Below are 24,559 nucleotides of genomic sequence, written 5' to 3' on the forward strand. Positions count from 1 at the left end.
ATCGCAGCCGCCTCTCTTGGTGCAATCCTTGAAGCACGTGGCCTTAAGGTCACCATGATGAAACTAGACCCCTATATTAACGTCGACCCTGGTACGATGAGTCCCTTCCAACATGGCGAGGTGTTCGTCACCAATGATGGCGCTGAAACCGATCTAGACTTAGGGCATTATGAGCGGTTTGTGGGTTTTACCGCGACCCGCTATAACAATTTCACGACGGGACGTATTTACGAAAGTGTAATTCGTAAAGAGCGTCAAGGTGAATACTTAGGCGCGACCGTACAAGTCATCCCGCATATTACTGATGAGATTAAAAGCAGCGTGCGTGCAGGTGCCGGCGATGCCGATATTGCGATGGTCGAGATCGGTGGTACGGTGGGCGATATTGAATCCTTACCCTTTATGGAAGCGATTCGGCAAATGGGGGTGGAAGAAGGGCGTAACAATGCCTTATACATCCATTTAACACTGTTACCCTATGTTGCAGCAGCAGGTGAGCTTAAAACTAAGCCCACTCAGCACTCGGTAAAAGAACTACGTTCGATTGGAATTCAGCCTGACATTTTACTGTGTCGTAGTGAAAAAGCCTTGCCCGAAAATGAGCGCCGCAAAATTGCTTTATTCACCAATGTGGAAGAGCGCGCGGTTATTTCGGCGATTGATGTGGATAATATCTACAAAATGCCTTTGTGGTTACATGCGCAAAAGCTGGATCGGATTGTCGTCGAACGTTTTGGCTTAACTAATCTGCCCGATGCCGATTTGACTGATTGGAAAAATGTCGTGAATGCGATGGAGTTTCCAGAAGCTGAAGTAAGCATCGCAATGGTGGGTAAATATGTCGATCTCACCGAATCCTACAAGTCTTTGAATGAAGCTTTGCGACATGCAGGCATTCAAACCCATACGAAAGTTAAAATTAATTACATCGATTCAGAAAAGCTCGAATCGGATGAAGATTCTCCAGAAATGGATATTGTCCGTGCCGCCGATGCAATTTTAGTCCCTGGTGGTTTTGGCAAGCGTGGCGTGGAAGGCAAGATTCGTGCGGTTCAATATGCCCGTGAGCATAAAGTACCTTATTTAGGTATTTGCTTAGGCATGCAGGTCGCGGTCATTGAATATGCACGTCATTGTGCGAATCTAGCGGGCGCGCATAGTACCGAATTTGTGAAAGATACCGCACATCCGGTGATTGGCTTAATTACTGAATGGCAAAATCAAGACGGCTCAGTTGAGACACGCACTGAAAGCTCTGATATGGGTGGAACGATGCGCCTGGGTGGTCAAGTGTGCCATTTAGCTGATGGTTCATTAGCGCAAAGAGCGTATGGTTCAAAGGATATTGTTGAGCGTCATCGCCATCGCTATGAGTTTAATAATAATTATCGTAAGGTTCTCGAAGAGCATGGTTTGACTTTCTCAGCTATGTCGGCGGATAGTAGCTTAGTGGAAATGATTGAACTTAAGGATCATCCTTGGTTTTTGGCTTGCCAATTCCATCCCGAGTTTACTTCCCGTCCACGTCAAGGTCATCCGCTGTTTAGTAGCTTTATTCGCGCAGCCCGTGCTCAGCACGAAGCTAAAGGAGCTTAACTATGCAACTCTGTGGATTTGAAGTCGGTTTAGATCAACCTTTCTTTCTAATCTCTGGCCCTTGTTCGATTGAAGGCGATGGCCTAGCGTTAGAAACCGCGCAGAAACTCAAAGAAATCACTGCACGGTTACATATCCCCTTTATCTATAAATCGTCGTTTGATAAAGCGAACCGTTCTTCGCATACCAGTCGGCGCGGCGTAGGGATTGAAGAGGGCTTGCGGATTTTGGAGCGAGTCAAACGTGAAATTGGCGTGCCAGTACTAACCGATGTACATGAAGATACACCGATGGATGAAGTAGCTAGTGTCGTCGATGTTTTACAAACGCCGGCATTTCTCTGTCGCCAAACTAATTTTATTCAAAACGTGGCACGCGCGGGTAAGCCTGTGAATATTAAAAAGGGGCAGTTTTTAGCACCTTGGGATATGGGCAATGTAGTTGAGAAAGCGCACGCAGTCGGTAATCAGCAGATTATGGTTTGTGAACGCGGTTACACCTTTGGCTACAATAATTTAGTCTCGGATATGCGTAGCCTCTCTATTATGCGCGATACGAATTGCCCTGTGGTTTTTGATGCCACGCATTCGGTGCAGTTACCAGGTGGGCAGGGAAGCGTTTCCGGTGGTGAGCGTCAACATGTGCCGGTGTTAGCACGGGCTGCAGTTGCGGTAGGGATTGCTGGTTTATTTATGGAGTCGCATCCAGACCCAGCGAAGGCTTGGAGCGATGGCCCGAACTCTTGGCCTCTGGATAAAATGGAGGCATTGCTGGAGTCGCTAGTGGCTTTAGATCGTGTGGTCAAGGCTAGCCCACTGATTGAGCAAACTTTATAAATTATTTTAGAGATTAAACCTATGTCTGAAATTGTATCTATACTCGCTCGCGAGGTGATTGATTCTCGTGGCAATCCGACTGTCGAAGCCGATGTTAAATTAGCCAGTGGTGCAATCGGGCGGGCTGCTGTGCCGTCGGGTGCTTCAACGGGTTCACGCGAGGCAATTGAATTACGCGATGGTGGTGCGCGCTATTTAGGTAAAGGCGTGCAAAAAGCCGTTGCTAATGTGAATGGTGAAATTGCCACTGCTTTAAAGGGACATGAAGTCACTGATCAAGCTGGCATTGATCAAATCATGTTAGAGCTAGATGGCACTGAAAATAAAGCGCGTTTAGGTGCAAATGCTTTATTAGCCGTATCGATGGCAGCCGCTCATGCAGGCGCAAAAGAACAAGGCTTACCGCTTTATCAATACCTAAAGAAATCCGACACTTATAAATTGCCAGTACCAATGATGAATATCATCAATGGTGGTGCACATGCGGATAATAGTGTGGATTTACAAGAGTTTATGATTCTGCCAGTGACCGCTCCTTCTATGGAAGAGGCGATTCGTTATGGTGCGGAAGTCTTCCATAATTTGAAGTCAGTATTGAAAAAGCGTGGTTTAAATACCGCCGTCGGTGATGAAGGTGGTTTTGCACCTGATTTATCCTCAAATGAGCAAGCGATTGAAGTTATTTTAGAAGCCATCAATAAAGCTGGCTTTAAAGTCGGTCAAGATATTTGGTTAGGTTTAGACGTTGCCAGCTCTGAGTTTTATAAAGACGGTAAATATGTTTTAGAATCTGAAAACCGTAGCTTCAGCGCGGAAGATTTTACCGAGTACTTACATAATTGGGTACGCCAATATCCGATTTTAAGTATTGAAGATGGTATGGCAGAAGGCGATTGGGCGGGTTGGAAACATATGACCGAAGTACTCGGTGGTAAAGTCCAAATCGTCGGCGATGATTTATTCGTTACCAATACCAAAATCCTAAAAGAAGGGATTGAAAAAGGTATTGCCAATTCGATTCTGATTAAAGTCAATCAAATTGGTACTTTGACCGAAACTTTAGCAGCGATTCAAATGGCACATGATGCAGGTTATACCGCAGTGGTTTCTCACCGCTCTGGTGAAACCGAAGACTCAACGATTGCGGATATTGCAGTAGCGACAGGTGCAGGCCAGATTAAAACGGGTTCATTATCACGTTCAGACCGTATTGCGAAATACAACCAATTACTGCGTATCTCAGGTGAGTTAGGTAGCCGTGGGATTTATGCAGGGAAATCGGCGTTTAAGCAGTGTTAAGTAATTAGTTAGTCTTAAAATAAGTACTAAGACGCCTACTATTGTAGGTGCCTTAGTAAATAAAAATAATAATTGATATGCCAGAAACTGATAAAAAACTACTAAAATTCACTGTTATTGCATTGAATGCGCTGTCTTTAATTCTAGTATTGCTGCTATGTATTTCAGGGTTTAGAAATAATAATTTAGTTAGTAGCGTCATTGCTTTATTTTTAGTTACTAACTCATTTTTCTATGGTGTTTAAACTCATTTGCTAGAAAAACCACAAAAATTATCATTGCATCAGGATTGATACTTGAGTTAGGAGGAGCTTTTAACCCTTTTTTCGCTTTGGATTATGCAGCTGCTCCTGATGGGCAATCACCTGATTGGCTCATGATGTTGGGTATTTTCACCCCCTTCGTGCTTGGTGAGTTTTTTGCTTTTTGGGTTTTAGATAAGTATCAAGATGAGTTTAGCTAGGGAATATAACTAACTAATATCTCAGTAGGTTTTTGTAACTTTGAGCTTAAATGTTAAGCTTTGAAGGGATGTAATACCTGTTAATGTCTATCGATGATTACCATTTAATAAAGCAAACTGTGGTTGAAATCGGGAAGTGTATAGTTACGTGCTATACTTTCAAGAGAGGGTAGTGAACAGTTAGCAGGTTTTTATGGTTTAGCTCAAAATTTGATATATAACCGTAAAGTTGTTTATAAAAATTTAAGTACCTATTAAAAAGTGAAACTAGTATTTGTTAAACCTCTTAGTGTTCTATGCAAATTGGCTGTCTTATTCGGTTGCCTAATGATTTGTGTAGCTTGCAATGATAAAAGTAAGCAAAGCCTGCCCGTAGAGTCCAAGATATATGAGGTTGTGGGTAGTACAGAGGAGCGCATTAATACGATTAGCTCGTTGTTAACCAAACAAGCAAGTTTACCTAGCTCAATTCTTGATGCTCAATTCGTCCAAGAGCAACTAGGGGATAGTAATTTTGGACCTTCAGATTTTCGCTCGTTTTATTTTCTAGCGATTAGTCCAGCTGATATACCAAAATGGAAGCAGCGGCTCGTACCACTTACAGAGCCTGTGAGTTATCTGGAGCCACAAGCAGCAAAAGCGTGGTGGGTGAAGCAAACGGAGTTTTCTGGTTTGAAGTTTTTTGAGCCAGCTCCGTTAGCTGGTAATCCCAATGGTTGGATTGGTATCAATCAGCAAACTGGGCAGATTTATATCTTCACGTTCACGATGTGAGCGAGTCTAAACTTAGGTACTTACAAATGCCTAAGGCAGTCTAAGTGAGTATCTGCTATGCTTGGTAGCGCGATTTAACTCCGCCACTTTAATTTGAGCGATCTAAAACCTCAGGCATGAAACTAACTCTAACGCAAATTTTATTAATAGCCTTCAGTGTCTTATCTCTAATCTTATTCCTGCGTTTATGGCTAGGTACAGGGAGCTATCCGGAAATTTGGGATCTGCAAGGGCAAATTGCCGAGCAAAAGCGTTTGAATGAAGAGCAAACCAAGCGTAACGAAGCTTTACAGTCAGAGGTTTTAGACATTAGCCGTGATGATGCCGCGATTGAAGATCGTGCCCGTGGCGAGTTAGGCATGATTAAACAAGGCGAAACTTTCTATCAGGTGATTTTGAATAGCGATCCGACGCAAGCACCAGCCCCTCCTGTACCCACTAATCCTACCCAACAACCGAGTACCCAGCCGCATGTCGAATGAAGTTTGGTGCGTGATTCCTGCTGCGGGGGTGGGCAAACGTATGCTTTCGGCGATTCCTAAGCAATATTTGCGCTTACATGGCAAAACCGTTTTAGAACACAGCCTAAGCTGCTTTTTACAACACCCTAAAATTAAAGGTGTGGTGGTAGTGCTCGGTGCCCATGATGATTACTGGCTCGACATAGCGTCTAAGTATCAAGGTTTGCCAGTGTATCGTGCGGTAGGTGGTCAAGAGCGGGCAGATTCAGTGTTGAGTGGTTTAAAATATTTGCAGCAACACTTAAACATCGCATCAACTGCTAAAGTCTTAGTACATGATGCAGCAAGACCTTGTTTGTCCCAACAGGATTTAAGTAGCCTATTGGCGAGCAACAGTGATCAAGGCGCTCTGCTAGCGACTCCGGTACGCGATACCATGAAGCGAGCTTTTAAAGGCCAACGTTTGATTAGCCATACCGAAGAACGGGCGGATTTATGGCATGCTTTGACTCCACAATTAGCAAGCTTAGGTTTATTAATCCAAGCCTTAGAACAAGCTTTAAAGTCTGGTGCGACGCTTACGGATGAAGCTTCTGCCTTAGAGTATTTAGGGCTACAACCTTTATTGGTTGAGGGGGATGCAAGTAATATTAAAATCACTCGTCCAGCTGATTTAGCCTTGGCAGAGTTCTTTTTGCAGGAGCATGTTTAATGCGCATTGGACAAGGCTATGATGTACATGCCTTTACTGAGGGTGATCATCTGGTATTAGGTGGAGTTAACATTCCCTATACGCAGGCCTTTGCAGCCCATTCAGATGGGGATGTCTTGATTCACGCGATCTGTGATGCTTTATTAGGTGCGGTGGCACTGGGCGATATTGGCAAGCATTTTCCAGATACTTCTAGCACTTACGCCAAAATTGATTCACGTATTTTGCTCAGAAGGGTTTATGCGCTGATTAAAGATCAGGGTTATCAGCTAGTTAATCTTGACAGTATTATCGTGGCTCAAGCACCAAAAATGGCACCGCATATTGAGGCCATGCGCGCTAATTTAGCCGCCGATTTAGAGTGTGAAATCAGTCACATTAGCGTAAAAGCAACTACCACCGAAAAGCTAGGCTTTGAAGGTCGCAAGGAAGGTATTGCGGCGCATGCGGTGGTGTTGCTAACAACAGTTTAATACACGTTCCTATGATCCTTTGGGGCCTGGATCAGCTGCCTTAGCTTTTAGATATTCATCGAATCTCTGCTCACCTAGCGTTCCTAAACTGACTTGATAAGGTCCTTCAGGTTTAGGTGCTCCTTCGCCCACATATTGACGTAAGCCAATTGAGTCACCTACTGATATATCTCCGCTATTATCATTATCGTAAACAACTCCTACTACAGTAGGCGCCCCAGACGCTCCATAAAATGCGCTGTTATAAGCGGTCTGTAACCAGTTTTGCTCTCGCTGACTTACATCTAACAATTCTCCTTCCTTGGTAAGATTTTGATAGTTGCTAAATTGCTCAGCTGTTAGTGGTGTCTTGCTATAAGTAATTACTGGTTCATTGGTGTCCTCATAGTAACCACCTGTAGCGTTTGCAATATTGATGACATCACCCACTGATAAAACTCCATTATTATCCGTATCGGTGACTCCTGTAACAGTTGGACTTCCAATAGTTGCCGTGCTTCCTATAGCTAAAATATCAATTAGTTTATTTTTCTCGGCAGTGGACAGGGATAAATCTTTGCTGGTGTTTTGATAGCTGCTAAGTTGTTCAGCAGTTAGTGTTTCAGTACTATAATTAAAAACAGGTTCTCCAGTGATTTCATCATGGCGGCCACTAAAGGCTTTTAAGTTAATTTGATCCCCTACTGATAAAGAACCATTATTATCGCTGTCAATCACATTAACTATGCTAGGTGTATTAATAAAATTACGCCCTAGGCTAATAGCGTTTAGTAGTTTATTTTGTTCGCTGATAGAGAGGTTTATTGTTGCCAAGTTAGGTAATTGATAATCATCTAACTGCTTTTCTGTTAATTTAACTGAAGCTGATTCAAGGATCGGTTCGCCCTGAGTATTTAGTTGTCCTGTTGGGCGTCGTATATTAATTTTATCGCCCACTGAAAGCTTTCCACTTTTATCACTATCCTCAGCAGATACGATAGTCACTGCTTTGCCATCTGTTGATAAGGCGTCGGCGAGCTTAGTTTTCTCAGCATCACTTAGGCTTAAAGTTTGGGGCTTGGTAGACTGATCGCAGCAAGACTTATTTTGCATATTTTTCAACAAAGTTTGAATAACTTGCATTAATAAGTTCATGATTAAGTTATTAAAGTTCAGGCCACCCGCTGAGCTTGTTGAATTAGTAAAGCTGCTGGCTAAGCTGCTTAAATTAGCCAAACTTTGAGCCGAATTAGTATTATTTTTGGCCGCTGTGGTTTGTGTAGCGGCAGATCCAATATTATTCATATAAAACTCCTAATCAATTTCATGGATTTTAATTGCCGACCCTAATACGCTTAGCTTAAAAGAGTGATTCGAGGAGTTTTATCGACAGCCTGATTTTAGGTAGTAATTAGCGGATCATACGCTAATTGCTTAGGAATTTTATTTAAGTCCCAGTTTGCTATTGCCCAATCCCAAAATTCTTTAAGATTGCTAAAAGAATTAGCATTGGCTGGATTTTGTCCTAAGAATTCCAAAGCTTTAACTAAATGCTTTAAGGGTTTATTAGCTTGTGTGGTTAAAGCTGGGGCTAGGGTTTGCTTACTAAGCTTTTGGCCTAGTGCATTGATTGCAATAGGGATATGGGCGTAACTGGGCGTTGAATAGCCTAAAAGCTGTTGTAAATAGATTTGGCGGGGCGTGTTATCCAGTAAATCTGATCCGCGCACTATCTCTGTAATGCCTTGCCAAGCATCATCCACTACCACAGCTAATTGATAAGCAAAGATTTGATCTGCACGCCGAATTACAAAATCCCCTAATTCCCGCTCAAGGTTTTGGCAATAAAAGCCCTGAATTTGATCATGAAAGCAAATAGACTGATCGAGGGTTTTAATTCGAATTGCTGTTAAAGGAGTTAAAGCTAAGTATTTATCGCGGCAGATTCGGGGATAAATAAGACCAAAATCTCCCTGATTAGCCCTAGTTTGCAACTGCTTGCGTGAACAATTACAGCCATAAATAAAGGGTTTTAAGCTATTTAAACTTTCAGTATAAGCAGCAATGCGTTGGCTTTGATAAACAATGGTTTGATCCCATTCAAAACCGTATAAGCCTAAAGTTTGGATGATAGCATCAGCAGCGCCAACTGGTTCACGAGGTTTATCTAAGTCTTCAATACGCAGTAGCCATTGCCCTTGTTGGCTGCGAGCTTGTAAATAACTCGCAGTCGCAGCCAATAATGAGCCGAAATGCAATAGGCCTGTGGGAGAGGGCGCAAAGCGCCCGATGTAGGTCACACCTTAAGAAGCGAGTTGTTTTTCTTTAATTTCTTGTGTGGTTTTGCAATCGATGCACAGCTCAGCAGTAGGACGTACTTCTAAGCGTTGCAGACCGATTTCTACGCCACAAGCATCACAATAGCCATAATCCTCTTCATCGACACGGGCAATAGTTTTCTCGATTTTGCGAATTAGTTTACGCTCACGGTCACGTGCACGTAACTCTAAAGCAAATTCTTCTTCTTGTGTGGCACGATCAGCAGGATCAGAGAAGTTGCTAGCTTCTTCTTTCATATGATCGACCGTCCGATCAACTTCTTCCATTAACTCTTTTTTCCAAGCAGTTAGAATATGCCGAAAATGCTGTAATTGCTTTTCGTTCATATATTCTTCGCCAGCTTCGGGGATATACGGATTAATGCCATCAACTGGTAACGCAGCTTTCCTTGCTAAATAGGTTACATTTTCAGTTGCCATTCTTTTTCTCCAACAGCTTTGATTTTTTATTAAAATCAAAAGGTTAAATCGAGTGGTAAGTAAAGTTACCTACCTTGTTTCTTCGGCATAACTTATGGGCGCGCGATTATAGCCCATGAAAATTTTTTTCGCATTTTTTATTGATAGATAAAGGTAAATTTGCATAAATTTTATTACTAAGACTCCTCGTTCAAACGGTAGTTTCATAAAAAACGTAATTGAAAGCGCACTGCATCCTTGCCGGGATCTTCAATAGTTAACGAGACTTCCTGAGGAATCTTAGGCGGCATCAAGTGGCCTTGCTGTTCCTTGCTGAGATATTCTTCAGGGGTAAAACTACGTAAAGCCACTAGTTCAGATTTTTGGTTTAAGAAGCTTACTTCTAACCTAGGGTAGGGTTGTGGATTACTGGCATTATTCTGAATAGATGTGTTAATAATCAATACATTAGGTGTATTCGGATGGGTATAGACTGTGTGACTGAGTAATTTAATTTGATCTAAATGCTTTACGGTATCCAAACCACACGTAATCCATGTGCAAACTGTCTGTGTCCACTCTCGAGTACTAGGATGCTCCAGTAGTTTAGTACGGTAACTGTAGAATAGTTGGATTAGTAATAATAAACACAGCGCGAGCAGGCTTAAGTACAAAAAATTACGGGATTTTGTAGAGCGGCGATTGGAGCTATTGGTTTTACTGGGTTTAGCTGAGTTACTCGGGTCATTTTCTGCTAAAACGTTTAAAGGGAGCGCATGAATACGTGCCTCACCGGGTAAATCACGCCCATTGCCCATACCACCTAAGCGCTCATCAGGCAAGGTGGTACTGAGTGCTTTCATCGCGTCGAAGATAGTATCGCACTCACCACAGCGCAGTAAGCCCTGAGCAGCAGTTAGCTCTTTCATAGTGACGCGGAAAACAGCGCGGCAATGACTACACTGGGTATACATTTAGCTCAGGCAATTAGGTTAGACATAGCATTCTTATTGTAGCCCTATTTTTTTCAGGCAGCTGCATGATTTGATGCACAAAATAGTAGCGTTAATCCTAAGGGAGAACCCCGCTTTTAACATTATTGAGCTGATGAGCGGGGTTAAATCTAGTAGGAACGGTTTAGGGGTTAGCGTGCGCCGTACCTTCTAAACGTAGCCAATCTTCTTTAGCGGTGATTTGTACCTGCTCAAGTCTATTTTGGTAGGCAGCAGCAACTGCCTGACCTTGATCAGCCAAAATGCCTGAGAGTGCGATGCGCCCTTGTGGCTTTAAATAGCGTAAAATAGTTGGAGCCAGACTAACTAACGGGCCAGAAAGAATATTAGCAATGACTACATCGAATGGCTGTTCAGGCACTGCATCAGGCAGGCAGGTCATAATTCTGGTATCTGCTAAAGCATTTCGCCGCGCATTTTCTTGAGTTGCTTCTAAAGCTTGAGGATCAATATCAGTAGCAACAATAGTGTTTGCACCTAATTTAGCCGCGGCAATCGCTAGAATTCCACTGCCACAACCATAGTCCAACACCGTTTTTCCGGTTAAGTCTTCACCATCTAACCATTCCAAGCACAAAGCGGTAGTCGGATGGTTGCCTGTACCGAAGGCTAAACCCGGATCCAATAAAATCTTCACTGCATCCGTAGCTTCTTCGGGGACCTCACGCCAACTAGGATACACCCACAGACGCTTACCAAATTGCATGGGATGGAAGTTGTCCATCCATTCGCGCACCCAAGGGCGATCTTCTAATTGCTCCAGTTTAAGCTCAGTAATGCCCCATTCACTACGATGCAACTCTAAATCCAAGAGCAAAGCAGTAAGGTCATCGTCTGCCGGATAAAGCCCCGTAATCACAAGCTGATCCCATAGAGGAGTCTCACCCGGTAAAGGCTCAAGAATAGGTTGGTCTACTGCATCTTCAAAGGTGACTGAAGCAGCACCCGCTTCTTCTAGAACTGTGCTGATGGCTTCTTGATGCTCAACCGTGGTATGACAAATCAGCTGTTGCCAAGTCATTGTAAACCCAACTTTTTCTCTAAATAGTGAATATCAGTCCCACCTTGACGGAATGCAGGATCAGTCATGATCCGACGTTGCAATGGCACATTGGTTTTAATGCCTTCGACAATCATTTCGGTCAAAGCACCATTCATACGATTCAAGGCAGTTAAGCGATCTTCACCATGTACGATTAGTTTACCGATCATGGAGTCATAATAAGGTGGTACTGTGTAGTCAGCATAAATGTGTGAGTCCACTCGTACCCCTAAGCCACCAGGTGCATGATAGCGAGTAATTTTGCCAGGGGAGGGCGCAAAGGTATCAGGATCTTCCGCATTGATCCGGCATTCAATCGCATGTCCATGTGGACGAATATCTTCTTGCTTAATTTGCAGCTTTTCGCCAGCCGCTACTAGCAGTTGCTGCTTCACTAAGTCCACACCCGTGATTAATTCAGTCACCGGATGTTCAACTTGTAAACGGGTATTCATTTCAATGAAATAAAACTCACCGTTTTCATACAAGAATTCAAAGGTACCAGCACCACGATAGCTAATCTTACGGCAAGCATCAGCAACAACCTTACCAATGCGTGCACGCTGCTCTTCAGTAATACCGGGTGCGGGTGCTTCTTCAACGACTTTTTGATGGCGGCGCTGCATGGAGCAGTCACGTTCACATAAATGAATCGCATTGCCATGCTGATCAGCTAATACTTGAAATTCAATATGCCGAGGATGGATCAAATACTTTTCCATATAAACAACATCATTACCGAAAGCTGCTTTAGCTTCGGAGCGAGTCATTTCTATGGAGCGGAATAGGTCTTCAGCTTGATGCACCACCCGCATCCCACGACCACCACCGCCACCAGTAGCTTTGATAATGATAGGATAACCAATACGTTTAGCCATGGCTAAGCATTCGCTTTTATCTTCGGGCACAGGGCCATCCGAACCAGGTACACAGGGTACTTTGGCTTTTTGCATGGCGTCTTTAGCGGAAATCTTATCGCCCATTAGACGAATGGTCTCCGCTCGTGGGCCAATGAATATAAAGCCGCTCGATTCAACACGTTCAGCAAAGTCGGCATTTTCAGATAAGAAGCCATAACCGGGGTGAATCGCATCGGCACCAGTGACTTCAGCAGCGCTAATAATTGCGGGGATATTTAAGTAACTATCAATTGAGCGGGGTGGGCCAATACAGACCGATTCATCCGCAAGACGGACATGCTTAAGATCACGGTCAGCAGTCGAATGCACTGCCACGGTTTTAATGCCTAGCTCACGGCAAGCACGCAAAATACGTAAGGCAATTTCACCACGATTAGCAATGAGGACTTTTTTTAACATATAAGCCTCCGTATCAGTCGATAATCATTAAAGGCTGACCAAACTCAACAGGTTGCTCGTTTTCAACCAAAATAGCCTTAATCACACCACTTTTATCCGCTTGAATTTGGTTAAGCATCTTCATCGCTTCGATAATGCAAAGCGTATCGCCAACTTTGACGGATTGACCAATTTCAACAAAAGATTTCGCCCCAGGTGAAGACGAACGATAAAAAGTCCCCACCATTGGTGACTCTAAAACATGCCCAGTCGGTGCTGCAGGTTTCTCGCTAGCGGCAGCAGGGGCAGTTGCTTGAGGAGTTGCAACCGCAGGAGCCATCATAGCTTGTGGCGCATAGTATTGCTGCATCGGCATAGCAGGGGCTGCGGTGGTAGAGATACGGCTAATTCGTACCGAATCTTCACCTTCTTTGATTTCAATTTCGGCCACATCGCTGTCTTCTAACAGATCGATCAGTTTTTTGATTTTGCGAACATCCATCATGTAGCTATTCCTATAAGTCTTATATGGCTTGATGTTGTTAGAGTGCCGATGTGTTTAAAACGATCAGGATGAAGAGGCATTTGATGTTCTAAACAGTCATGCCTCAAAGATTGCTTAAGTCTGCAAATCTGCCCTTTTTCTCGGCATATCCCAACAGAATGGGCGCGAGTTTACACCGTTTATCCTTTAGTTGCAGCAAGAATGCTCTAAGAAAAGGCCGGATTAGCGGCCTTTAAAAATTGAACCTAAGATACCACGGACAATTTGCTTACCTAGATTAGAAGTGATTGAGCGAGCTGCACTTTTCACAATTGCCTCCCCTAAAGTTTGTCGATTACTTGGACGTGGGGTATTAGAGGCCTCAAAACGACGTGCTGCTTTTTCGAATTCTTTGGCCTGATTGGCAGCCGCCGTTTCTGCTGCCGCTTTTTCTGCGCGCGCTTGCAAAATTTCATGCGCCGATTCGCGATCAATCATTTTGTCATAGCGACCAGCGAAGGGGCTTTGCCGAATTAAGTTAGCCCGCTCTTCTGGAGTAGCAGGCCCAATGCGCGATTGGGGAGGGCGAATCATTGTGCGTTGTACCACACTAGGGATACCTTTTTCTTCTAAAACAGAAACTAAGGCTTCGCCCACCCCAAGTTCCATAATGACTGCTGCCGTATCTAACTCAGGATTAGCACGGAAGGTATCAGCTGCGGCTTTCACCGCCTTTTGATCACGTGGAGTAAAGGCACGCAAAGCATGCTGAATACGATTGCCTAGTTGACCGAGAATACTGTCAGGAATATCGAGCGGATTTTGAGTTATGAAATAAACACCCACGCCTTTAGAGCGAATTAAACGTACCACTTGTTCGACTTTATCCACTAAAGCTTTCGGGGCATCATTGAAAAGTAAATGCGCCTCATCGAAGAAAAAGACTAAGCGAGGTTTATCTAAATCGCCTACTTCAGGCAAATTTTCAAACAGTTCGGATAAGAGCCATAGCAAGAAAGTAGCATACAGGCGTGGTGTCATCATCAGCTTATCGGCCATCAGAATATTGATATTGCCGTAGCCATTCGGAGCGGTGCGGATAAAGTCCCATAAATCCAAAGCGGGTTCGCCAAAGAAGCTTTCTGCGCCTTGCTGTTCAAGCACTAATAAGCGGCGCTGGATGGCTCCAATTGAAGAGGAGCTGACATTGCCATAAGCATTTTGGAAGTCTTGAGCATTTTCACCCATATGTTGCAGGATTGAGCGTAGATCTTTGAAGTCCAGCAGTAGCATGCCTTCATCATCAGCAAACTTAAAAGCAATGTTTAATAAGCCTTCTTGCGTGTCATTCAGTTCTAAAAGGCGTGCCAACAAAAGGGGGCCAATATCAGACACGGTAGCGCGAATTGGATGGCCTTGTTGACCTGCTAAATCCCAGAGAATGCTTGGATAGCCTTCAAACTTGAAGTTATCAATGCCAATCGCCTGAATACGTTCTGCTATTTTAGGATTGGGGGTTCCGGCTTGACTGATACCTGTTAGGTCGCCTTTAATATCTGCCATGAAGACTGGTACACCAGCACGAGAAAAGCCTTCAGCAATAGCTTGTAAAGAAACCGTTTTACCTGTTCCAGTTGCACCTGCAATTAGCCCATGTCGATTAGCAAAGCGCAGATTCAGACTCACCTGTTGATTGCCACCTTTGCCAATGAGAATGCCAGCTTGTTCACTCATGACTGCTCCTATTGTATTTTTGATGTTTGGCTTAGTGGGTAGCAGTCTAACTAAAATGCCCAGTAACCGCTACGTTAGACCTAACTTTCGTAAAGTTTCGAGGCTCAAGCCGCCAATCGCTAGCTGATTAGCCGCTTGAAACGTATGTAAAGCCGCAATAGTTGAAGTATCCAACACCCCAGATAGACTCAGACTTTGACCCGCTTGCAGCAAAGCTTGTTGAATGAGTCGGATCTGTTCAGGTTTTAAGGTATCAGTGCAAGCGATCGGCATCATTGATACTTGCTCATCACGTAATTTACGTTGGATAGAGATCGTTTCATATTGGGTAGGGACTAAACTCGAAATAATTTTCCAAGGTTTAATGACCCGCATTAATTTTACCGTTGTATAACGGGCGGGAAGAGTTGAGCCGCTACCTTTGCCAGCTTTGATAAGCTTTTTACGCTTAATTTTAATAGTTTTTGCGGGCAGGCTACGCTGATGGATTTGTGCTGGCTCTATAATCACCTGAGTGGGAATTTTGACTCTTTCAGCATGGATAGTTTCTAGGCAACTGGATGAGTTACTGCTGGCCAAGCAAGCTGATTTCCACTGCTTATGCTCAGGTTTTATAAGAATTTCACGGATAACTTTTTGATATTGAGCAGGTGTTGCATATAACTCCGAGCGAGCACGTTCTACTTCAATGGTTTCTTCGACTTCTGCATATTGGGCTGGCTCGGTTTCTTCTGCATGGCGTGAAGGCTCTACTTGAATCTTCGTTTCACTTTGAGCCATTTCTGCGGGAATATTTGAGTAACTGGCAGAACCATCATAAATCAAGACCTTGAATGGTTCTTCACGAAATACAGCCGGACGGAATAGCTCAGCCGAACATTGTGTAAGGATAGCTTTGGTAGGGTCGAATGGACTTGACTGAGATACGCTCACTACAGTGTGGGTAGGCTTGAAAGAATTACCTTGGTTAAGGCAGCCTACTAAAAATGAGCTAGTGAGTATTCCTAAAATAAGTGTGATCGTATTCTGCATTTTTTTGAAGCATATCAACAGTGTGGTTTATAAAATATAGGGTTAGCTAGAAGCCGCAAAGCTTGCGGTAAATGCAGGCTAGAGTCGAGAAACTTTAGTGATTTAATTACATTTATTACATTTGCCTATTTTTCGGCTAAATGTACGATTTCTCCAGTTAGTTTGTCGACCTTTTCGACTAGACCATGTCCAGGTTTCCAAATAAGTTTTCCACCTTGCTCTAACACTGGAACAGTCTCAATCGTAACACTGGGGTGGAGGCGCTCAGATACGGTAGGAATACGTTCAGGAGCCACTGGTAGGGAAATTTGTTTTTCTGGCAGTTGTTGCAAACCTAAGGTGCTCGCTTGGGAATCTACTTTATCCGTGACGGTTGGAACGCTTGGGTGAATTGAAGCAATTGCGGGCATCACATAGCGCGAAATTGAGTGCACACTAGTTGCATTATTTAAAGCAACATAATAATCAGTAGGCAAAGCAGTTGCATTTTGCAACTTCAAGCCTCGGTGGAAGCTTTGGAGGTTTGAGTAGGCCATAACAACAAGCAAGCAGTAAATGTCCTGCCAGTATTCTTGATTGCTCTTGTTTTTGCTGGTCTAGGCTTGATAGGCCAAGGAGATTAGATGACAAAAGGTCAGCGAGTAAAAGGCTAGTAAAAGCGTGAGCCTACTTATATCATGCAGGACTTTATGCGGTTTCGCGGGAATGCTTCATGAGCCAGTATTGGAATCCTTTAGTGCAGCAGCTAGAGCCTTATGTGCCAGGTGAGCAACCCAAGGATCAGCGCTATGTTAAACTTAATACCAATGAGTGCCCTTATCCACCTTCACCAACAGTTTTAGCGGCGATTCAAGCTGAGTTGACGAGCACCTTAAGACTCTATCCCGATCCTAATGCTGATTTATTTAAAGATGCCATTGCACAATACTATGATCTAGAGCGCCCGCAGGTTTTTGTTGGCAATGGCTCTGATGAAGTTCTAGCGCATATTTTTCACGCTTTATTTAAGCCGAATCAGCCGTTACTGTTCCCGGATATTTCTTATAGCTTTTATCCTGTTTACGCTAATCTTTACCAGTTATCGTTACAGCAAATTCCTTTAGCGGATGATTTTAGTGTAGATTTAGCTGCTTATGTCCAACCCAATGGGGGAATTATTTTCCCGAATCCCAATGCACCGACAGGTTCGGCTATCGGTTTAGCTGAGATTGAAACACTTCTACAGGCAAATCAACAATCAGTCGTGGTCATTGATGAAGCTTATATCGATTTCGGTGCAGAAACTGCTATTCCCTTAATTAAGTGTTATCCGCATTTATTGGTTGTACAAACCTTATCTAAGTCACGCTCCTTGGCCGGTTTACGTGCAGGTTTTGCGGTGGGACATCCCGATTTAATTGAGGCTTTAGAGCGAGTAAAAAACTCTTTCAATTCTTATCCACTGGATCGCTTGGCTATTGTAGGTGCAGCAGCAGCTATGCACGATCAAGCCTACTTTACGGAACTATGCCAAAAAATTATTAAAACACGCACGACTACGATTGCGAGTTTGCAGGCATTAGGTTTCCAAGTTTTACCCTCAGCAGCGAATTTTGTGTTTACTCGTCCACCGACTGGGAATGCAGAGGCTTTGTATTTGGCGCTTAAAGAGCAGGGTGTTTTAGTTCGACACTTCAAAAAGCCACGCATTCAAGAGTATTTGCGCATCACGATTGGTACCGATGAAGAAATGCAAATTCTGTTAACTAAGTTAAAAACTTTGGTAGCTTAATAATTTATGATTGAACGTGATGAGTTAGAACGCTATTTAAATAGTTTACTAAATATCAGTAAGTTTAAAGATTATGCCCCGAATGGCCTGCAAGTTGAGGGGCGTAAGTTCATTCACAAAATCGTGGCTGGGGTTACTGCTTGCCAAGCGCTTTTAGATGCTGCTGTCGAACAGGGAGCAGATGCAATATTAGTGCATCATGGCTATTTTTGGCGCGGGGATAATCCTGTAGTTCGTGGGATGCATCAACGCCGTTTGGCAACTTTGTTGAAACATGAGCTGAGTCTGTTTGCCTATCATCTGCCTTTAGATGCTCACCCCGAGTTAGGGAATAACGCACAATTGGCTAAGCGTTTGGGTTTAACCAGTGAAGCGGCCTTGAATGAACAAGGGGTTGGCAATGTCGGGGTATTGGCAGAACCCATTAGTTTAGAGGCTTTTGGTCTTCAGGTAGAGCAGGCATTACAGCGTAAACCTTTATTAGTTGCTGGTGGTGATCATCTGGTTCGGCGAATCGCTTGGTGTACTGGTGGTGCGCAAACTTATATTCAAGAAGCTAGCGGTTTTGGGGTCGATGCCTATTTAAGTGGGGAGATTTCTGAGCACACGACACATAGCGCTCGGGAAAATCAGCTGCATTATATTGCTGCAGGGCATCATGCCACTGAGCGTTATGGCATACAGGCCTTAGGCGAACATTTAGCGTTGCAATTTGGAGTTGAGTGTAAGTTTGTCGAGATTGATAATCCTGCTTAATGTCAGGTTATTTCGCTATTTTTTGTGCTATCATCGCCACCGGATTTGTCGCCCTTAAGGTGCTTGATGTTAATTCCCTAATGTTTGCAAGGGGAATCGCTTGATTTCACTAGTGAAGTCAGACATCCTATGGCGTTTTTCAGCAGCTGCTAATATTGCAGTGCATTAGTCCAGTAGCGATTGAGTATTTTGCTTCTTGTAGAGCAGGCAAGGCTGCAAGAGGTGTTCAGGTTTTGATAATTTGGGAGTGAGCTAACGATGGCAAATTCTGGAGTCGATAAGAATCGCCGTCGTTTCCTGATTGCAGCTACTTCAGTGGTAGGGGCAGCAGGGACGGCAGCGCTTGCATATCCTTTCCTAGGGTCGATGTCTCCCAGTGCACGTGCTTTGGCTGCGGGTGCGCCGGTGGAAGTGAATGTAAGCAAAATTGAACCCGGTCAGTTATTACGGGTGGTATGGCGTGGTAAGCCTGTTTGGGTGGTGAATCGTACTGAAGAGATGCTAGCTGCGTTACCCGGCTTAGACTCTGGTTTGAAAGATCCAAACTCTGATGTAATTAGTCAACAACCTGAATATGCTAAAAATGGTTATCGCTCACGCGAAGCTAAGTATTTAGTATTAGTTGGTATTTGTACACATTTGGGGTGCTCTCCTACTTTCCGCCCTGAAGTGGGTCCTGCTGATTTAGGCGCTGATTGGAAAGGTGGCTGGTATTGCCCTTGTCATGGTTCCCGTTTTGATTTGGCAGGTCGTGTGTTTAAAAACGTTCCAGCTGGTAGCAATCTTGAAGTACCTCCTTACTATTTCAAGAGCGAAGCAACGATTTTAGTAGGTGAAGATGGGGGTGCTGCATAATGGCTGAACGTCCTGCTCATGAATACACAGGTTTCCTAGGTTGGGTGGAAGATCGTTTCCCCTTAATGGAAACTTGGAATAAGCACTTAGCGCAATATTATGCGCCGAAAAACTTTAACTTCTGGTACTACTTTGGCTCCTTAGCCATGTTAGTACTGGCTATCCAAATCTTCTCTGGTTTATTCCTTGCTTTCCACTACAAACCTGACGCCGATTTAGCTTTCGCTTCTGTTGAATACATCATGCGTGATGTGCCTGGTGGTTGGTTCATCCGTTATATGCACTCAACAGGTGCTTCAGCTTTCTTTATTGTTGTTTACCTGCATATGTTCCGTGGCATGATTTACGGCTCTTACAAAGGTAAGCGTGAATTGTTGTGGCTGATCGGTATGTTGATCTATGTTGCTTTGATGGCGACTGCTTTTATGGGTTATCTGTTACCTTGGGGGCAAATGTCCTACTGGGGTGCACAAGTTATTATCAACTTATTCAATACAGTTCCCTATATTGGTCATGATTTATCTGTATGGTTGCGGGGTGATTATGTTTTAGGTGATGCGGCTCTGAATCGCTTCTTTGCCTTACACTTCTTTGTTCCTGTCATCGTCTTACCAGCTTTAGTGTTCGTGCATATTGTTGCCTTGCATGCAGTAGGCTCAAATAATCCAGATGGTGTAGAAATTAAGCAAGGTCCAAAAGGCAATCGCTGGGCTCCTGACGCACCAACAGATGGTATTCCTTTCCATCCTTATTACACTGTAAAAGATATTTTGGGTGTGGCAGTTTTCTTGCTGATTTTCTTTGCAATTCTGTTCTTCATGCCAGAGATGGGTGGCTATTTCATTGAACAACCTAACTTTGAACCAGCAAACTCATTAAAAACACCTTTGCATATTGCTCCAGTATGGTATTTCACTCCTTTCTATACCGTATTACGTGCAGTACCTGATCCTTGGTATGGTACTTTGGCGATGTTTGCAGCTATTATTGTGCTGTTCCTGTTGCCTTGGTTAGACAAAAATCCACTCAAATCTTGGCGTTATCGCAATCAAGCGCACAAAATCAACTTATTATTGTTTGCAGTAGTTTTCTTGGTCTTAGGTTGGATGGGTGTTGAAGCAGTGACTACAGTTTATAAAGAACTGGGTACACGGATGACACAAATCTATTTCTTGTTCTTTGTGGTTCTGTGGTTACATAGTTATCCCGCAAAAGTGAACTACAAAAAATGGTTTGGTATTTTGTTAGGCATTGTTGTGGTGTATGACCTGATCTTCCGCCTCAATCTTGGCGATGGTGCAGCTACAACGCAGATGGTTCTACAATTTATTTGGCCGGTAATCTACTTAGCTGCAACTTTATTGTTGCCAGCCTTGGTGCCTAGCTTCAATCAGGAAAAGCCAGTTCCTGAGCGTGTGACTGGGTAAGGAGTAAAGACATGAAAAAGTTTATTACCAGTATATTGCTTGCGTTAACAATTGCTGTCCCTACAGTTAGCTCAGCTTCAGAGGTCATTAAGGTTGAAAAAGCCAATATTGACTTACACAATAAGCAAAGCTTACAACGGGGTGCAAAGTACTTTGTAAACTATTGTATGGGCTGTCACTCCTTAAGTATGAGTCGTTATAATCGAGTGGCGACTGACTTAGGTTTGACTCCAGAGCAAGTCCAAAAGAACTTGATTTTTACCCGGACTGATGGTGAATCAGCTAAAGTTGGTGAGCTGATGAAGAACGGGATGACTACCAAATATGGGGCTGAAGCTTTTGGTAATGCACCTCCAGATTTATCTTTGGAAGGTCGCTTACGGGGAGCTGATTGGATCTATACTTTCTTAAAATCTTTTTATAAAGATCCAACTCGTCCGTTAGGTGTCAATAATACTGTTTTTGCAAATGTGGGTATGCCGCACATTTTGTGGGAATTGCAAGGTATGCAAGAGCTACAACATGAAGCAGCTCCTGCAGAAGGCGCGCATGCAGCAGCGAATGCTCATGCAGAACCTAAATTAGTCTTAAGCCAACCGGGCAAACTGTCACCGACAGAATATGACCGTATGGTATTAGATATTACTAATTTCTTGGTTTATGTCAGTGAGCCTGGCAAGCTGCATCGCCAAGCAGTTGGTATTTGGGTGGTATTGTTCCTATTGGTGTTTATTGTAGTAGCATACTTCCTGAAGAAAGAATACTGGAAGGATGTTCATTAATTACCAACTGGTATAACATAAATTGGCTACTCTAGCTTATAACTAGAGTAGCCTTTTCATTTGGACTACAGGAGCTTTTCAAGCTATGGCATCGATTTCTAGCCGCCGTTCTGTTATGACTTTATTTTCTGCTGCTGATTGTGCTGACAGCCATCGTGTACGCATTGTCTTAGCAGAAAAAGATATCACCGTCGATGTGCTAAATATTAACCCCGATGATAAGCCTGAGGAGCTGGCCGAACTCAATCCTTATAACACCACCCCAACGCTCATTGATCGTGATTTAGTGCTCTACGATGCACGCATTATCATGGAGTATTTAGATGAGCGTTTTCCTCATCCACCCTTAATGCCTGTTGATCCTGTGACCCGTGCACATTCACGTTTGGCTTTGTTCCGGATTGAGAAAGATTGGTTCTCTTTGGTGGATGACATTGAACGTGGTGATGAAAAGTCTGCTACTGAAGCCCGCCGAATTTTACGCGAGAGTGTACTATCAGCGGCTGAAGTGTTTGCAATCAAACCGTATTTCTTAAGTGATGAATATACGCTCGTTGATTGCACCATCGCTCCAGTGTTATGGCGCTTGCCCAAATATGGTATTGATGTGCCCGCTAAGCAGGGTAAACCTATACTAAAATATATGGAGCGCGTATTTTCACGTGATGGTTTCCAACAATCACTGAGCAAGGTTGAGAAGGCAATTAGACCATGACTCCAAAACGCCCCTACTTATTACGTGCTTTTTACGAATGGATCGTTGATAACAATATGACGCCCTATATCACAGTGGATGCGACAGCAGAGGAAGTGTCTGTGCCGCGTCAGCATGTGAAGGATGGTCGGATTGTCTTGAACATTAGTCCAACCGCTGTGCGCGACTTCGTCATGGACAATGATGCAGTTAGTTTCAGTGCACGTTTTAGTGGGGCAGCGTTTTATGTGTATTGCCCTATTTATTCAGTCTTAGCTATTTATTCCCGTGAGACTCAAGAGGGAGCCTCTTTCCCACCAGATGAATATGCTCAATTAAAACCTGTAGTCAAAGCACCCAATCTTATTGCAGTATCGACTCTAGATGAGAATGAGGAAGCCGTTTTAGAGGCTAGTGAAGATACCCCTCCGGATGAGCCTTCTCCACCGCCTAAAACCAATAAGCCTGACGCCAAAACTCGTCCTTTCTTGCGTGTTGTTAAATAATTAGCGGTAATTCCATGATCTCTTTGATCGCCGCTATGACTCGTGCTGATCATGCCATCGGTTACCAGGGTTCTATGCCTTGGTATTTACCTGCTGATCTTGCTTGGTTTAAACAAAATACATTAGGCAAGCCTATTATCATGGGGCGTAAGACTTGGCAATCACTAGGCCGAGCTTTACCCAATCGCCACAATATTGTGGTATCTAGTAACTATATTAATTCAGTACCGAATGTAGATTTTGTACCGACTCCTGAAATAGCTCTAAATCTAGTAGCCAATAGCCCAGAAATCATGGTTATTGGTGGTGCGCAACTGTATCAGTATTTCCTGCCAAAAATTCAACGAATGTATTTAACCTTTATTGATGCCCAATTAGTAGCTGATACCTTCTTTCCAAACTTCGATGTCAAAGATTGGCATTTGCTACAAGAACAGCATTTTGTAGCTGATCATAAAAATCCGTATAACTATTCCTTCACTATCTACGAGCGCTTATGAGTAGCTTATTGATTGTTAATGCTCAGTTGGTAAATGAGGGAAAAATTGTTGAAAATGATATTTATATTAATCAGGGGCGGATTGAGGCTATTGGTCAGTTGGCAGGGCGTAATGTAGATCAGGTAATAGATGCTCGGGGACGTTATGTATTACCAGGGATGATTGATGATCAGGTGCATTTTCGTGAGCCAGGTTTGACCAACAAAGGCGATTTATGGACTGAAACGCGTGCCGCCGTTGCGGGTGGTATTACCAGTTTCATGGATATGCCCAATACCATTCCCGCTACACTTTCAAATGAGCTATTAGTTGAAAAACACCAGTTAGCGGCAGGACGAACGTTTGCGAATTATGGTTTTTATCTCGGTGCTTCCAGTGAAAATTTAGAGTTAATTAAGTCAGTCGATGAGCAACTAGCATGTGGGGTGAATGTTTTTGTTGGTTCATCCTGTGCTAGCAAGTTAGTAGATGACCCAGAGGTTTTGCGCGAGATTCTAACTAGCTCACCAGTTCTAGTCACCGCACATTGTGAAGACATGCCCCTGATTGCGGAGAATGAGGAAAGCTATCGAAGCATCTATGGAGATGCAGTACCCTTTGATTTACATGGTGCTATTCGTAGTGATGAAGCCTGTTATATTGCGGCTGAGCGTTTAATTGAGGTTGCTAAGGACTGTAAAGCTCGCGTACATATTTTGCATATTTCTTCAGCAAAAGAGTTAGAGCTATTTGCTGCTGGAGGTCTGGCAGAAAAATTGATTACTGCTGAAGTGTGTCCACACTATTTGCATTTTTCTGATGAGGATTATGCTAGTAAGCAAGGATTGCTCAAATGTAATCCGGCTATTAGATCGGTTGAAGATCGTGCTGCTTTAATTCAAGGTTTGTTGGATGGACACTTAGATGTGATTGGTAGTGCCCATGCACCACATTTATTGGCAGAGAAGCAAGGGCAAACTTATTTTAACACCCCTGCAGGCATGCCGATGGTACAGGATGCTTTGCTATCGCTATTAGAAAACTATCATGATGGAATTTTTAGCCTAGAATTTATTGCAGAAAAAACCAGTCATGCAGTCGCACAATTATTTAGTATTCAAGAGCGTGGTTTTATTCGCGAAGGTTATTGGGCCGATTTAGTACTGGTGGATTTGCAGCAGGAGCAGAGCGCAACGGATGCTTTAGCTTTAGCTAAATGTGCTTGGACGCCTTATGATGGCTATAAATTCCGTTCAAAAATCCTAAGTACGATTGTTAATGGTGAACTAGTTTGGCATCAAGGCCACTGCTTAGAGCGCTCACCTGTCGGGCAAGCGCTTCAGTTTATGCGCTGA

General features: G+C 43.5%; 26 protein-coding genes. 16 read left to right on the forward strand and 10 right to left on the reverse strand.

All coding sequences use genetic code 11. The annotated features are described in order from the left end of the window. The 7 genes from Q0230_RS17745 to ispF form a co-directional block, all read left to right on the forward strand. Nucleotides 1-1,596: CTP synthase (locus tag Q0230_RS17745; RefSeq protein WP_298612452.1), on the forward strand; the 1,596-nt coding region annotated here is incomplete at its 5' end. 2 nt (nt 1,597-1,598) lie between these two features. Continuing rightward, nucleotides 1,599-2,432: a 3-deoxy-8-phosphooctulonate synthase gene (kdsA, locus tag Q0230_RS17750; protein ID WP_298612455.1), complete on the forward strand. Its 834-nt coding sequence runs from the start codon at nt 1,599-1,601 to the stop codon at nt 2,430-2,432. Between the two features lie 21 nt (nt 2,433-2,453). Beyond that, the gene (eno, locus tag Q0230_RS17755) at nt 2,454-3,731 is read left to right on the forward strand and encodes a phosphopyruvate hydratase (protein WP_298612459.1); all 1,278 of its coding nucleotides are present in this window, start codon (nt 2,454-2,456) and stop codon (nt 3,729-3,731) included. 859 nt (nt 3,732-4,590) lie between these two features. Further along, the gene (locus Q0230_RS17760) at nt 4,591-4,968 is read left to right on the forward strand and encodes a hypothetical protein (RefSeq protein ID WP_298612462.1); all 378 of its coding nucleotides are present in this window, start codon (nt 4,591-4,593) and stop codon (nt 4,966-4,968) included. A 116-nt stretch (nt 4,969-5,084) separates the two neighbouring features. Then, complete coding sequence (locus Q0230_RS17765) at nt 5,085-5,450, forward strand: septum formation initiator family protein (RefSeq protein ID WP_298612465.1); 366 nt, start codon at nt 5,085-5,087, stop codon at nt 5,448-5,450. Next, complete coding sequence (gene ispD / locus Q0230_RS17770; RefSeq protein ID WP_298612469.1) at nt 5,440-6,141, forward strand: 2-C-methyl-D-erythritol 4-phosphate cytidylyltransferase; 702 nt, start codon at nt 5,440-5,442, stop codon at nt 6,139-6,141. Before Q0230_RS17765 ends, ispD begins: the two co-directional genes overlap by 11 nt. After that, nucleotides 6,141-6,614: a 2-C-methyl-D-erythritol 2,4-cyclodiphosphate synthase gene (ispF, locus tag Q0230_RS17775; RefSeq protein WP_298612472.1), complete on the forward strand. Its 474-nt coding sequence runs from the start codon at nt 6,141-6,143 to the stop codon at nt 6,612-6,614. The genes ispD and ispF overlap by 1 nt, the downstream gene beginning before the upstream one ends. A 9-nt stretch (nt 6,615-6,623) precedes the next feature. Here ispF and Q0230_RS17780 read toward each other — a convergent pair whose 3' ends face one another. The 10 genes from Q0230_RS17780 to Q0230_RS17825 all read right to left on the reverse strand — a co-directional run bounded on the left by Q0230_RS17780 (nt 6,624) and on the right by Q0230_RS17825 (nt 16,428). Continuing rightward, a complete protein-coding gene (locus tag Q0230_RS17780; protein WP_298612475.1) occupies nt 6,624-7,898 on the reverse strand; it encodes a hypothetical protein in 1,275 nt (424 codons plus the stop codon). Nucleotides 7,899-7,993: 95 nt separating this feature from the next. Further along, complete coding sequence (gene gluQRS, locus Q0230_RS17785; RefSeq protein ID WP_298612478.1) at nt 7,994-8,893, reverse strand: tRNA glutamyl-Q(34) synthetase GluQRS; 900 nt, start codon at nt 8,891-8,893, stop codon at nt 7,994-7,996. A 3-nt stretch (nt 8,894-8,896) separates the two neighbouring features. After that, the gene (gene dksA / locus Q0230_RS17790; RefSeq protein ID WP_298612481.1) at nt 8,897-9,352 is read right to left on the reverse strand and encodes an RNA polymerase-binding protein DksA; all 456 of its coding nucleotides are present in this window, start codon (nt 9,350-9,352) and stop codon (nt 8,897-8,899) included. 203 nt (nt 9,353-9,555) lie between these two features. Then, the gene (locus tag Q0230_RS17795) at nt 9,556-10,305 is read right to left on the reverse strand and encodes a zinc-ribbon and DUF3426 domain-containing protein (RefSeq protein ID WP_298612484.1); all 750 of its coding nucleotides are present in this window, start codon (nt 10,303-10,305) and stop codon (nt 9,556-9,558) included. Between the two features lie 163 nt (nt 10,306-10,468). Beyond that, a complete protein-coding gene (gene prmA, locus Q0230_RS17800) occupies nt 10,469-11,365 on the reverse strand; it encodes a 50S ribosomal protein L11 methyltransferase (protein ID WP_298612487.1) in 897 nt (298 codons plus the stop codon). Continuing rightward, nucleotides 11,362-12,705 (reverse strand): acetyl-CoA carboxylase biotin carboxylase subunit, encoded by a 1,344-nt coding sequence (gene accC / locus Q0230_RS17805; protein WP_298612490.1) that lies wholly within the window; start codon nt 12,703-12,705, stop codon nt 11,362-11,364. Before accC ends, prmA begins: the two co-directional genes overlap by 4 nt. A gap of 13 nt (nt 12,706-12,718) precedes the next feature. Further along, entirely contained in the window at nt 12,719-13,186 is a 468-nt protein-coding gene (gene accB / locus Q0230_RS17810; protein WP_298612736.1) for an acetyl-CoA carboxylase biotin carboxyl carrier protein, read from the reverse strand. 225 nt (nt 13,187-13,411) lie between these two features. Beyond that, nucleotides 13,412-14,902, reverse strand: a complete 1,491-nt coding sequence (locus Q0230_RS17815) for a helicase HerA-like C-terminal domain-containing protein (protein ID WP_298612493.1) — start codon at nt 14,900-14,902, stop codon at nt 13,412-13,414. A 69-nt stretch (nt 14,903-14,971) separates the two neighbouring features. After that, nucleotides 14,972-15,835: a peptidoglycan-binding protein gene (locus Q0230_RS17820; RefSeq protein WP_298612496.1), complete on the reverse strand. Its 864-nt coding sequence runs from the start codon at nt 15,833-15,835 to the stop codon at nt 14,972-14,974. Between the two features lie 224 nt (nt 15,836-16,059). Continuing rightward, nucleotides 16,060-16,428 carry a hypothetical protein gene (locus Q0230_RS17825; RefSeq protein WP_298612499.1) on the reverse strand — a complete coding sequence of 123 codons (369 nt, stop codon included), beginning with the start codon at nt 16,426-16,428 and terminating at the stop codon, nt 16,060-16,062. A 218-nt stretch (nt 16,429-16,646) separates the two neighbouring features. Here Q0230_RS17825 and hisC point away from each other — a divergent pair, with 218 nt between their 5' ends. The 9 genes from hisC to Q0230_RS17870 all read left to right on the forward strand — a co-directional run bounded on the left by hisC (nt 16,647) and on the right by Q0230_RS17870 (nt 24,559). Then, the gene (gene hisC / locus Q0230_RS17830; protein ID WP_298612503.1) at nt 16,647-17,705 is read left to right on the forward strand and encodes a histidinol-phosphate transaminase; all 1,059 of its coding nucleotides are present in this window, start codon (nt 16,647-16,649) and stop codon (nt 17,703-17,705) included. A 6-nt stretch (nt 17,706-17,711) separates the two neighbouring features. Next, complete coding sequence (locus Q0230_RS17835) at nt 17,712-18,461, forward strand: Nif3-like dinuclear metal center hexameric protein (RefSeq protein ID WP_298612506.1); 750 nt, start codon at nt 17,712-17,714, stop codon at nt 18,459-18,461. 258 nt (nt 18,462-18,719) lie between these two features. After that, on the forward strand, nt 18,720-19,316 hold the full coding sequence (gene petA / locus Q0230_RS17840; RefSeq protein ID WP_298612509.1) for a ubiquinol-cytochrome c reductase iron-sulfur subunit: 597 nt from the start codon (nt 18,720-18,722) through the stop codon (nt 19,314-19,316). After that, entirely contained in the window at nt 19,316-20,743 is a 1,428-nt protein-coding gene (locus Q0230_RS17845; protein ID WP_298612512.1) for a cytochrome b N-terminal domain-containing protein, read from the forward strand. The genes petA and Q0230_RS17845 overlap by 1 nt, the downstream gene beginning before the upstream one ends. Nucleotides 20,744-20,754: 11 nt before the next feature. Beyond that, nucleotides 20,755-21,525, forward strand: coding sequence for a cytochrome c1 (locus tag Q0230_RS17850; RefSeq protein WP_298612515.1), 771 nt, complete (start codon nt 20,755-20,757; stop codon nt 21,523-21,525). A gap of 85 nt (nt 21,526-21,610) precedes the next feature. Then, on the forward strand, nt 21,611-22,240 hold the full coding sequence (locus tag Q0230_RS17855; protein WP_298612518.1) for a glutathione S-transferase N-terminal domain-containing protein: 630 nt from the start codon (nt 21,611-21,613) through the stop codon (nt 22,238-22,240). Then, nucleotides 22,237-22,725, forward strand: coding sequence for a ClpXP protease specificity-enhancing factor (locus Q0230_RS17860; protein WP_298612521.1), 489 nt, complete (start codon nt 22,237-22,239; stop codon nt 22,723-22,725). Before Q0230_RS17855 ends, Q0230_RS17860 begins: the two co-directional genes overlap by 4 nt. A gap of 14 nt (nt 22,726-22,739) precedes the next feature. Continuing rightward, on the forward strand, nt 22,740-23,225 hold the full coding sequence (gene folA, locus Q0230_RS17865) for a type 3 dihydrofolate reductase (RefSeq protein WP_298612524.1): 486 nt from the start codon (nt 22,740-22,742) through the stop codon (nt 23,223-23,225). After that, nucleotides 23,222-24,559, forward strand: a complete 1,338-nt coding sequence (locus Q0230_RS17870) for a dihydroorotase (protein ID WP_298612527.1) — start codon at nt 23,222-23,224, stop codon at nt 24,557-24,559. Before folA ends, Q0230_RS17870 begins: the two co-directional genes overlap by 4 nt.

The sequence above is a fragment of the uncultured Thiothrix sp. genome (assembly GCF_937876535.1).
In the GTDB taxonomy this organism is placed as follows: Bacteria; Pseudomonadota; Gammaproteobacteria; order Thiotrichales; family Thiotrichaceae; genus Thiolinea.

Coding starts and splice junctions, on each gene's coding strand:
- dksA (WP_298612481.1), bottom strand. CDS start 9,352: ATGGCAACTGAAAATGTAACCTATTTAGCAAGGAAAGCTGCGTTACCA.
- Q0230_RS17855 (WP_298612518.1), top strand. CDS start 21,611: ATGGCATCGATTTCTAGCCGCCGTTCTGTTATGACTTTATTTTCTGCT.
- kdsA (WP_298612455.1), top strand. CDS start 1,599: ATGCAACTCTGTGGATTTGAAGTCGGTTTAGATCAACCTTTCTTTCTA.
- petA (WP_298612509.1), top strand. CDS start 18,720: ATGGCAAATTCTGGAGTCGATAAGAATCGCCGTCGTTTCCTGATTGCA.
- eno (WP_298612459.1), top strand. CDS start 2,454: ATGTCTGAAATTGTATCTATACTCGCTCGCGAGGTGATTGATTCTCGT.
- folA (WP_298612524.1), top strand. CDS start 22,740: ATGATCTCTTTGATCGCCGCTATGACTCGTGCTGATCATGCCATCGGT.
- Q0230_RS17835 (WP_298612506.1), top strand. CDS start 17,712: ATGATTGAACGTGATGAGTTAGAACGCTATTTAAATAGTTTACTAAAT.
- Q0230_RS17860 (WP_298612521.1), top strand. CDS start 22,237: ATGACTCCAAAACGCCCCTACTTATTACGTGCTTTTTACGAATGGATC.
- Q0230_RS17780 (WP_298612475.1), bottom strand. CDS start 7,898: ATGAATAATATTGGATCTGCCGCTACACAAACCACAGCGGCCAAAAAT.
- Q0230_RS17850 (WP_298612515.1), top strand. CDS start 20,755: ATGAAAAAGTTTATTACCAGTATATTGCTTGCGTTAACAATTGCTGTC.
- ispF (WP_298612472.1), top strand. CDS start 6,141: ATGCGCATTGGACAAGGCTATGATGTACATGCCTTTACTGAGGGTGAT.
- Q0230_RS17795 (WP_298612484.1), bottom strand. CDS start 10,305: ATGTATACCCAGTGTAGTCATTGCCGCGCTGTTTTCCGCGTCACTATG.
- Q0230_RS17815 (WP_298612493.1), bottom strand. CDS start 14,902: ATGAGTGAACAAGCTGGCATTCTCATTGGCAAAGGTGGCAATCAACAG.
- hisC (WP_298612503.1), top strand. CDS start 16,647: ATGAGCCAGTATTGGAATCCTTTAGTGCAGCAGCTAGAGCCTTATGTG.
- accB (WP_298612736.1), bottom strand. CDS start 13,186: ATGGATGTTCGCAAAATCAAAAAACTGATCGATCTGTTAGAAGACAGC.
- Q0230_RS17765 (WP_298612465.1), top strand. CDS start 5,085: ATGAAACTAACTCTAACGCAAATTTTATTAATAGCCTTCAGTGTCTTA.
- ispD (WP_298612469.1), top strand. CDS start 5,440: ATGTCGAATGAAGTTTGGTGCGTGATTCCTGCTGCGGGGGTGGGCAAA.
- prmA (WP_298612487.1), bottom strand. CDS start 11,365: ATGACTTGGCAACAGCTGATTTGTCATACCACGGTTGAGCATCAAGAA.
- Q0230_RS17870 (WP_298612527.1), top strand. CDS start 23,222: ATGAGTAGCTTATTGATTGTTAATGCTCAGTTGGTAAATGAGGGAAAA.
- Q0230_RS17845 (WP_298612512.1), top strand. CDS start 19,316: ATGGCTGAACGTCCTGCTCATGAATACACAGGTTTCCTAGGTTGGGTG.
- accC (WP_298612490.1), bottom strand. CDS start 12,705: ATGTTAAAAAAAGTCCTCATTGCTAATCGTGGTGAAATTGCCTTACGT.